A 10,435-nucleotide genomic window follows, 5' to 3' on the forward strand; every position below is an offset into this window, starting at 1 on the left:
CAAAAACTATCGTTATGAAAACAACGCTCTTAAGTTTCTTGCTGGTACCGCTGTTTGCGTTCCAGCTCGTGGCACAAACACCGGAAGCTGCAACAACGAGCGCAGCGGTCGACACCAATATTGCCGTGACGCCCGGTCCGATCAGCGGCAACACGTGTATCGCAACAACCGGCACACAAACCTACTCGGTTCCGGCCATACTCGGCGTGCGTTATCTCTGGCAGATCGTACAGGGAGCCGAACACACCAAGATCCTGTCCGGACAAAATACGAACCGGGTGTCGGTACAGTCCCTCACCGAAGGCACTTCCGTGCTGCGGGTGTATGCTTATATCGGCCTGACCGGTGGTGAATGTTCAGATCCCTTCAGGGAAGTAGAGATCCATAAAATATTTACGATTGGCGGTACCGATGTGCTGACGGGACCGACCTGTATGGATGCCAGCATGTTGGGCGAAGGCGCTGTGATCATGTACGGCATCAAGCCGTATTTAGGATCGTACAACAGCGGAGCCGGCTATGTGTGGACAATAAGTCCCGGTCTTCAGGAATTATACAGAAGTTCTGATGGAAGCGCCATATTTTTAAAGGTGACGAACACGGCGGCCGATCAGCAAGTGAGCGTAAAAATAGGATCGGCCTGTAACGGGAACAATAACGTATTCACAAAAACATTGAAAGCGCTGGCGCCGGCTCCTACATTTGAATCGGGGGCGTTTTGTATCAGTGATGCTGCCGGCACCGAAGCTACTTTTTCTGTTACGAATAACCCACAAGGGGTATTCGGTTACCAGTGGATCTTGCCGGATAACTGGAGCGTGGTGTCAGCCAATGGCCCGGACTCCACACAGGTGACTGTGCGGTTTAACGATTCCGGTCGGGGAAATATCATCGTAAGATCGTCTCGCGCCGGCTGTGGGGATCGGTTCACCTCCTTTGGTGTAAATCGTTATCCCGAGGTCGCACCGCCCATTATGGGGCCGGAGTGTGTGGCCTTCGGAAATACCACGCCGCTTACCTACAGAATACAAGGGGGTGCCAATACGTATACCTGGGACGTGTCGCCGGCAAGCGCGGGCTGGACCGTATTGCCGGGCAACGGTCCATCGATTGTGATCATACCTGCATTTGAGAATATTCCGGCAACCGGAGAAGTCGAGGTACACGCCACCATCGAAGGCGATTGTGGCACGGCACCTGTCGCCAGCGTACTGAAAGTAAAAACAGGTCCGGATAAGCCGGCAGCGATAAACGGCCTCGCGTGTGTGCCGTATGGCACGACTTCCAGCACCTATAACGTTGCACCCGTAGCCCGCGCTACCGGATACCAATGGCAGATACCCACTACCTGGAGCGTTAGCGGCGCCACCAATGGTACAAGCATAACCGTTAACCCCAACAACACAAACGGCACGCTGAAAGTAACCGCCTTGGGGTGCTCCTCCGCTTCCGCGAGCAACGAGACCGAATTGGCCGTTCGTATGGGGCCAGCCACGCCGGCGGCCATTTCCGGCCCCGTGTGCATAGCCTATGGCGCCACCGGCATGCTCTATAGCATTGACACTATAGCCGATGCCATCGGGTATCAGTGGGAAGTGCCGGCAGGGTGGAGCTACGCGGCCGGCCCGGATCAGCATTCCATTACAATAACCGCTACTGATAATACAGCGGGAACGATCCGGGTAAAAGCATTGGGGTGTGATGAAAGTGCGAATAGCAACTACAGAAGCTTACAGGTGTCTATCGGCCCGCCGCCACCGAGTACCATAAACGGTTTGCGTTGCATCGCAACGGCCGGCAACCTCGTAACATACAGTGTTGCGCCCGTTGTCAATGCCGTGGGGTACGCGTGGAGTTTTCCTTTCGGGTGGACCGTGCAAGGGGCATCGAATGCCACTTCTATTAACGTCATTTCCAGCAGCACGTCGGGTACGATCAGTGTCCGTGCGCTGGGCTGCGATGCAACGACCGGAAGTGCAGCCAGTGAAGCCCTGGTTGTGGTAGCACCCGCTCAGCCGGGGGCCATACGTTATTATGTTGACGGCATAGTAAATAACACCTGTATCAGTAAAGATGCTACCCATACGGTAACCTTCTCCATCGACGCCGTTGCCGGGGCCGACAGCTATACATGGACCTTTCCGGCCGCATGGGGTGTCGACCCCATAAACACTGCTGTATTGTCGGTGACAGTCACCACCGATGCGGCGAGCGGCGGAACTGTGACCGTAACGGCAAATCATGCGTCCGGGTGTAATAGCACGGCACGGACGCAACAGCTTATACGCTCCGGACTGGATTTTTGCGTGGATATCACAGCACCCATTCCTCTGTATAAGGTGTATTATATCGATCCTGGTACGATCTCCAATGGCACGGCTTCTTATTACCGGTGGTTTGCCGGATCGTCAGGTACCCCGTTGTCTGAAGGACCTGATGCTTATGCATATCTTGCGCGCGAAACGGTTACGGGTATACGCGTTGTCATTACGGATTCAAACGGCTGCGAAACGGCATTCAGCGTGCCCGATAATTTACCTGTTAATACAAATACATGTAATTATACGAACGCCGCCGATCAACAAACGGCCTCAACAATGGCACGTGCAGCGGGCAGTGATGAGAATGCTTTCCAACACGGGAAACCTACCGGTCGCCTGAAATTATTTCCTAATCCCGCATCGGATGTGATTACCGTTACATTGCCGGAAAATGTGCCCCAGGGCAACATGATGATATACAGCGCCGCCGGCAATCAAATGGAAGCCAGATCGGGCGTAACGAAAGATGTTGTCGTTGATATCGGATCCTACAGCGAGGGAGTGTATTATATCGCTGTAAGTAGCTCATTAGGAATGTTCTATGATAAGTTTATTGTGAAGCATTAGATCCTATAATTAATAATTACAACGACAGGTATGCAACAATATAGAGATTCCTGTCGTTGTAATTCAGGAACACATAAAGCCCTTCATTGATAAACTATTTATGAAGTATTTGTAGTAAGTGTTTTGAAAGGTAATTTTTCTTGTTAGTTTTGGTTAAATGCTGTCCTCATCCTGGGCATTATACAGCTGATAGATATACAGAAATATATACAATCGGCAGGGATGGATCAGGCAAACTCATTTGTGGATTATTAGTGTGAGTATGTTTGCCTTGTGTTTTTTTATTAAACCTTGTTTTGATGTTTTGAGTCTTCGTTCAGCAATGCGTTGAATTGGATGCGCTATTTGCTGAAGCAATTCCCTATGGTATCAGGGTGCTGTTTCGTTGCTCATTATCAATCGGTAATGAATTGTGGGTTACTATATTCGATTTTAAAATGGCGGATTTCTTTTTCTTTACAGACATTGATCTACTGAACGAACAACAGCAACCTCAAGCTTTTGGGCCTGCCGGAACAAGCGGCGGGATGGATGTATTCAATGTAACAAGCAAACATACAGCGACCGCCGATCCGAACGCATACGCCGTATGCAAAGGCATTGTCTGCATACAAAGTGATACAGGTAACGCTGATCTTGTTAATTTAATATTGAAACCTGTTAATCAACCTGGTTTTGATTTTCCCCGGATTAAATACATTATATATAGGGGTCTCTTAAAAGATCAATTGATTACGGGGAGCGAAATAGCCGCTAAAACCAACAATGATCTTACACGCAGCTTGTGGAATTCTCAAGAAGCGAGGAACAGAAGTACAGCCGAATCAGAAAACCCGCCGCAACAGGCACTTGGAATAGACCTGTCTGCTTCCCTGGCTAACACGGCGTCCATAGACGACCTCTTTTACAGGGAAAACGCTGATTTCCAGTTACCGGTTGTCAGTGCCGGATGGAGCCTGGGAAAATTCACTAAAGCCGGCTTTAGTCTGGAGATCATGGTGGAACGTGTTGGCTTTGATCCGCAGTTAGGAAAAGTAAGGAGCAATAACAATCTTGTTACGGTGGCGACGCTTCCGGGAAGTCCTACTCAACCTCAACAATTTGAGCACTGGCATGATAAAGAAGAGATCTTAAACTATATCGATCCGTGTGCATTCTTTGGAATGTTTTACCATTCGAAGATTATGGTAAAGCAGTCTTCCGGTCATTCTGAGAAGTTGAAAGGAAATGAGTTGTATGACGATCTTCTTATAAAATTTTATAATAAGAACGTATCGTACCTGGATATACGGAATGAGTACAATCACTCTTTTAACTATTTCAGAAACTACGGTAATTCCATCAATATCGCTTTTGATGCGTCGTCAGCCCCTTCTTCGCTTAATTATTATGCTAGTGGCTGGCCGATCTTAATGTTTAATAATTCGCTTTTCGCCGCTTCTAATACTTCGAATAAGAATATTTTTAAAGTTCAGATGCCCGATGGAAGCGGAGATAATACCTTGCCATTAATATTTCTTTCCACAGGATACCTCTCGGCCAGATATCCTAAGCAATCAAAGGGGAAAGATAAATTTCTTCCGCTCGAGGTGGCGTCGGGTTTTACAAATGAGGTGGCATTTGCGCTGCCAAACAGAAATGGATTGGCGAGTGTCTGTTTGATTTCCGGCTATACCCGGCTCAAATACAATAAACGATTTGACGCTGACCACAATCCGCCGTCATCGGGCACAGTGATACGCGCGCAAGACCATCTTGATAACATCTTCGCACCGGCGGCGTTGAAGATACCCTTTGCGGGAAGCGATCCTGTTAAATGGTATGTGTACGATGAAGAGCAGTATATCGATGCGATCAGCAATCTTGGATTTGATTCTTGCGCAAAGATCGGAGTCGCCAAAGATAGGTTCTCCTACACGTTATTTGGGCTTCCGTTCCTAAAAAACACGGATAACAAGAGCATACGGAAAGAAACGCTGTCGCTGTCGGGGGAAACGATCGACAGTGAAGAGGGGTTTTTGACTACGATCGTCAGGAGATTTGAAGGGACGCTCACGAAAGACAAACTGCTGCTTGCGCCAACAGCTACTTATCCTGAAACGCAGGAACAATATCTCGATATTAAGGAAGATAGGCTTTTGGGCAGCAATTTTAAGGGGCCGGATCTCGACGATCTCGTTGCCATTACTTTTTCGGCCGCCGACTATACCGCTATACTTACTCTGTGCAATTCCAGCTTTCTCGCAAAGTACCGGGTTTATCTCGGTGTTTCCAACAAGGAACAGGGTACCGACAATGGAGGCGCGGAATATACCCGGGCAATTCTAGTAGTGAGAGGGTTTGAAAATAACGGGGGAGCGATACAAGTCAAGGAAGTTTCAACGGGAATAAAAATATACGCCAATGGCAATATTTAGTACGAACTATGCTGCCGAAACAACTACAGCCGATCAGTCAATAGACGATCTCGGAGTTGACCTCTCGTTATCGACCATTCCGAATGATATCAAGAACTTGTTGATAAAAGTAGCGGGCGATATTCCGACCGGCCAGCAGGGAGATAGTACGCGCCCCCGGTATGCGTTACTAAAAGGTAAAGTAGCGGCGTATGCGGGCTTTTACCTCGATGGCAGTAATCCTGCCGTGCTTCGGTATGATGCTACAACCGATAGCGGCAACGATCCTTTTTACATAGCCTCAGCCACATTTACGGTAACGGCCGCCGGTGTTAACAAAAACAAGATTACACTAAACGTAAAGATCAAAACGACGACGAAATCGATTGCCGAGTACAAAGTAAAGACAAATGATACTACCGACCTAGTAGCCCAAGGCCTGATAAACCACTTAAATTTATCCATAAGGACTCATGGTTTCTATGCGTCCGTCAGCGGATCAGTCATCACGATTCGCGCAACGAGTGATGTAGGCGGATCGGCAAGCGACCTTACCTTGAGTTTTACCCAAACAGGTACGGCCAACGGCGCAATAACAACACAATTCGCCACATCAACAAGCACTACCGCGCAGACCAACCGAAGCATTGATAAACTGACGTTTTATATCATGTTCAAGGCGCCGTTCAAGAATGCTACGTATAATCAATTTTACGGAGATCCACTGGTGCAAGCTACCAATAGCTGGAGTTATGCAGCAAATGAGATGCGTGCAGCGCATAACCTGAAGAGATTGAATTCGGCTGGCGAGCAAGTACAAAAATTCGGAACCGAATGGAAGAATGTAAATGACGCCGGAGAGGATCTGGACAAGTATACGAACCAAAAAGGTTATGAATTTCTGGGTATAGACGTAAAGGATGCGGTCTATCTGTCCGATTCAAAATTGAGCTTAACGACCAAATACAATTTGGATACACCTGCTACTGAGAGAGTCAATTTATTCAAACACGTCGATGCCACGCAGCCGAAAGACGGCTATAATAAAATACCTCCTTATTTCTTTATTGTTGCTGCGCGACAGGAAAATCCATACAATGATATTTGTTGGTTGGCTAAGCAAACCCGGGGAAGTTATAGCAGGGGAGTACATTTTCCGGCTAATATAAATACGTCGTATAAGAACCGGAAATATATACGATTCACCACTGCACTTGGTACGGTGAATGTTGAAGGTAAAACAATAAAAAAAGAACCGGGTACTGGTAATCTGTATGTAGAGGTAAATAATATTAAGTACAACCTGCTGTTAGCGGCCGGAGAACAATTAACATCAAAAGTAGACTCCGATCCGGCCTCGACAACGGACGATTATACATACGAGTCATTGTCTCTGGAGGGTGCTACGATTGTGAAGAAAGATAATAGATACTTGGCTGAATTTGATTCGATTGTTGATGCGACCATCCTCGGTAATAACTCAGGAATAACTGTGGGGATGGGATTGGATCTGGGTAACGCATTTAATGGCCTTTATAGGATCGAGTTTACCATTGCAGTAAATACCGCCGCTACCGGACATTTTCGGTTGTACTACTGGGACAACGTAAGCGATGAGTTACCGTATAGTATAACAGCCATTCAACTGAAAAATGCTATCAATGATATTCTTTTTTCAGATCATCTGAGCTCGCTTTCAAGCGATCAAGAAGATGCGATAAAAGAGCTCGTTACGGTCACCTCGCCACCCAACCAGGGGGGCATAAAAACGTATACGGTCAAAATTGAAAGAAAATTGCAGGCTGCTTATTTTCATCCGGTATATTCGGCAACAGATGATCTGTCACAGGTTAATTCAAATGTAACCTTTAACCCCGCGGCTGACAAAGACAGGTGGGAAGTGGTGACGGATGTTTTGAAAGATGGATGGCATAGTGTTGAGAAGACCATGAACTATAGTTTTTCAAATCAGCCAAACACAAATGGCGTGTATGACAAAGATTTCTGGTTGAAACAAAACGGTATCAGCGCCACAGACCAGAATGTAATTAAGAATATATTGAAATTTTCGATGGGAGCCAGTCGCGGAAGGGGTTACGCAGTTTATATAAATAACAGAGATCTGGTTCAGAAAGTTGAATTCAAAAGCTACACACAGAGTTTGAGGGGAATCTATAATGAGATATTTATTCCGAGGTATTACAATGCCAGAAGACAAAGTGAGGATGGCAAAAGCTACTCCAATGGAACGACGATCGAGAGTAAGGTGATTCAAGGTTTAACCGGTATTCATACACCAAATCAGGCCGAGCTTCATTTAATGGCCAGTGCGGTGTATAATAGCCCTGGTACGCTTAGTGGTAATGCAGGTAGCTTTAAGAGTGCTATAAAAAGCCACAGCCTGAAAGCGTTGAGTCAATTGGTGCCGGCGTTGCGAAAAGAGAGGCAGGCGTCTTCGTATGAATTTATCTACAGCCTGCCCATGATAAAGAACATTTACAGAGGTGTGATTGATTAGTATGAAGGTAATGTATTCTATGTCTTTGATACCTGTATATATCGTTTGGTTTTTTGCATGTTCTTTTTGCGACCTGCGAGGTGGATTTTTTGTTAGTGGTCATCGGGAAATGCATCAGGCCTCACTAGGTCAATTTTCTATAGATGACAGTTGTGAGCAGTGTGCGGGAGGAATAGACCTGATGCTTATTACCGACAACAACAAAGCGAATGTTACATCGCATTTGAATAAAATTATCATGGATTCTTTAATCGGCGAAGCGCCAGATGCTGAACGTTATTCGGTTGACGACTTTGAGCGCCACAGGAACTTTGGGGAGGATTGTGTGGGAATGTCCATCGTCACTTTTGTCAATATCAATGCCAAATCGATACTAAGTCTAACATCCCAAAGTGAAGGGGTATGTGGTACCTCCGTTGGCGACTATTTTCCTAAACACCATATCACCATCGATCTTAACGAAAACGAAGCACTGTCGCTCACGGAAGTGATTAAGAAAAGCCAGTGGAAAAATTTCGAGCAATTCGTCTTAAAATACGCCAGAATAAAAGAGATCGATAACGTTCCTTATTTAGATGGTGATAGTGAAGGGAATAAGCACGATCAGCGCAAGATCACCTACCTGGCTGGATTGCTTCCGGCCTTTTATGTAAACGACAAAGTTTTGGGAGTCTATACATTGATCAATGATTTGAATCCCCCCGACGGATATCGAAGATCCAGCCAGAAAGAAACAATAGGCATTGAGTACATGAACGTGGAGATTCCACTGACGGAGATCAAAAAGTTCATTGATTCGGGCACCGCCGTTTTAAATCTTGTTCCAGGTAGAAAGTTGTAATTATGGCAGCAAATAAATTTTATCCATCCTTATCGGCACTGGTCCCCGTGGAGGATATCCCTGATAACCTGGGATTTGTTAAGAATGGATTAAGTAGCGTTTTTGATCATTTCTATTATCGTAACCTGCAGATCGATAAAAGCGTGGCTGGCGATGCTGCCTTTTATAATCTGTCACTACTCACCTTCCGGAGAATTGGATTAGACATACCGGGAACGGGTGGAATGAGCCTTGTGCTGAACCCCAGTTTTACAGAGACCGGATCAAGTGAGTTTCCGCTATCAGTAAGTTACAAGTGGGGAATCCTGAAGTATATAAAGGGCTTTGAATTACAGACATTTGACTGGAGTGCAAGAAGCATCTTTGACTTGGTGTCCGAGATTAGCGGAGTTACTGCCGATGAGCTATTGCTTCAATCTATTTTCGTTCTCACGAAGGAGGCAGATGATCCAGAAGAACCTGAAGATGCGATTCAAAAGTTTGTAGACGAATTCAATGCGAAATACACGCCAGTCACGCCATTGGGAAAGGGAAACTTTTCGGATGACCTGGCCGTTGTCGCGGACCTGATTGTTCAAATGAGCATCAATGGTAACGCATTTGACCCGGTCTCGGTAGTGTTCGATTTTTTCATTGATTCTGTAGAAATAGATGGCGACAGCCTATCGAAAATTGAAATTCTCTTTAGCCAATGGCTTGGGGCTTTTTCTTCTGACAATATCCGGGAACTACTGATTCCTCATGTATCAGCTTCTCTTAATAATATAACCGTAGCGCTTGAGTTTCCCAGGACTATTCTGATACCGTTGGAAACCGAAGATGACCTGGATAGTGACTCCGCAACCGGTCCGGGCGATCCGCTGCCAGAGGAATTTAAATCGCAGGTGAAATTCAATGTCGGAAGCCTTCGGTACAGCACAGACAATGGACTTGAATTTAGCGGTGAGAGCAGCTTTAGCTTTACAAAATCACAAATAGGCAATACCGGCCTCACGATCGAGTTTGACAATATGAAACTTGATCTCAGCCGTAAGAAAAACATCCCCGAAGCGTTAGCCGATGGTCGTCCGGATGACTTTATCGGAGTGTATATCCAGGAAGCTACCATCGGTCTTCCCCCTAAGCTGTTCCAAAACAATCCTGATCAAGGCAACCCGCCGGAAGTAGCCATCAAAGGCCGCAACCTGCTCATTGGCACCGGCGGCATCTCTGGTACGATCGGTCTGGAGACAACGGGCTCGCCCTTCCGCGCCAAGATCGGTAAGATGACGGCAAGCCTGGAGGCATTTGATGTAACATTCAAGCAAGGGGCTATCACCGAATCCAACATCTTTGGCAAGCTCCTCATCCCCGGCTTCAAAGACAGCGCCGGCAATGACGCCGAGATTGAGATCGACGTGCACATCGCAGACGGCGGCGACTTCAGCATCACCGCCCGGGAGGCGGATGGGATAAAACTTTCCATTCCAAACATCCTGGCCTTTACCATCAAGTCAGCGGAGATCGGCAGAAAAGACGACCAGCTTTACATTGCCGTATCCGGCTTGCTGGAGTTTGAAGATCAGGGCGGATTCCTGGGCAAGTTCCTGCCGGCCGAGATAGACATTAAAAAGCTCATCATCTGGCAAGATGGGAGCATTGAGATCGAGGGGGGAAGCCTGGTTCTTCCTACCGCCATCACCATTAAGATCGGTCCTGCCGAGATCTCCATTACCGGGATCCACATGGGTACGCACGAGCAGAACCTGAACGGTGTCAAGCGGAAGTACCGGTATTTTGGTTTTGATGGGGG

The 10,435-nt window shown here is 46.9% G+C and carries 5 protein-coding genes; all 5 read left to right on the forward strand.

Annotated features, from left to right (window positions below):
- The first annotated feature begins 14 nt into the window (after positions 1-14).
- Positions 15-2,888 (forward strand): T9SS type A sorting domain-containing protein, encoded by a 2,874-nt coding sequence (locus tag KK078_RS24870; protein WP_254093040.1) that lies wholly within the window; start codon positions 15-17, stop codon positions 2,886-2,888.
- 332 nt (positions 2,889-3,220) lie between these two features.
- Positions 3,221-5,305: a hypothetical protein gene (locus KK078_RS24875; RefSeq protein ID WP_254093041.1), complete on the forward strand. Its 2,085-nt coding sequence runs from the start codon at positions 3,221-3,223 to the stop codon at positions 5,303-5,305.
- Positions 5,292-7,802, forward strand: coding sequence for a hypothetical protein (locus KK078_RS24880; RefSeq protein ID WP_254093042.1), 2,511 nt, complete (start codon positions 5,292-5,294; stop codon positions 7,800-7,802). The genes KK078_RS24875 and KK078_RS24880 overlap by 14 nt, the downstream gene beginning before the upstream one ends.
- 19 nt (positions 7,803-7,821) lie before the next feature.
- Positions 7,822-8,643, forward strand: coding sequence for a hypothetical protein (locus KK078_RS24885; protein WP_254093043.1), 822 nt, complete (start codon positions 7,822-7,824; stop codon positions 8,641-8,643).
- Between the two features lie 2 nt (positions 8,644-8,645).
- Positions 8,646-10,435: hypothetical protein (locus KK078_RS24890; RefSeq protein ID WP_254093044.1), on the forward strand; the 1,790-nt coding region annotated here is incomplete at its 3' end.

It is taken from the genome of Dawidia soli (assembly GCF_018598185.1).
Taxonomy (GTDB): Bacteria; Bacteroidota; Bacteroidia; order Cytophagales; family Cyclobacteriaceae; genus Ohtaekwangia; species Ohtaekwangia soli.

What these genes read in the sequence shown, in the direction of transcription:
- KK078_RS24885 (WP_254093043.1), top strand. Translation starts at nt 7,822, where the DNA reads ATGTCTTTGATACCTGTATATATCGTTTGGTTTTTTGCATGTTCTTTT.
- KK078_RS24880 (WP_254093042.1), top strand. Translation starts at nt 5,292, where the DNA reads ATGGCAATATTTAGTACGAACTATGCTGCCGAAACAACTACAGCCGAT.
- KK078_RS24870 (WP_254093040.1), top strand. Translation starts at nt 15, where the DNA reads ATGAAAACAACGCTCTTAAGTTTCTTGCTGGTACCGCTGTTTGCGTTC.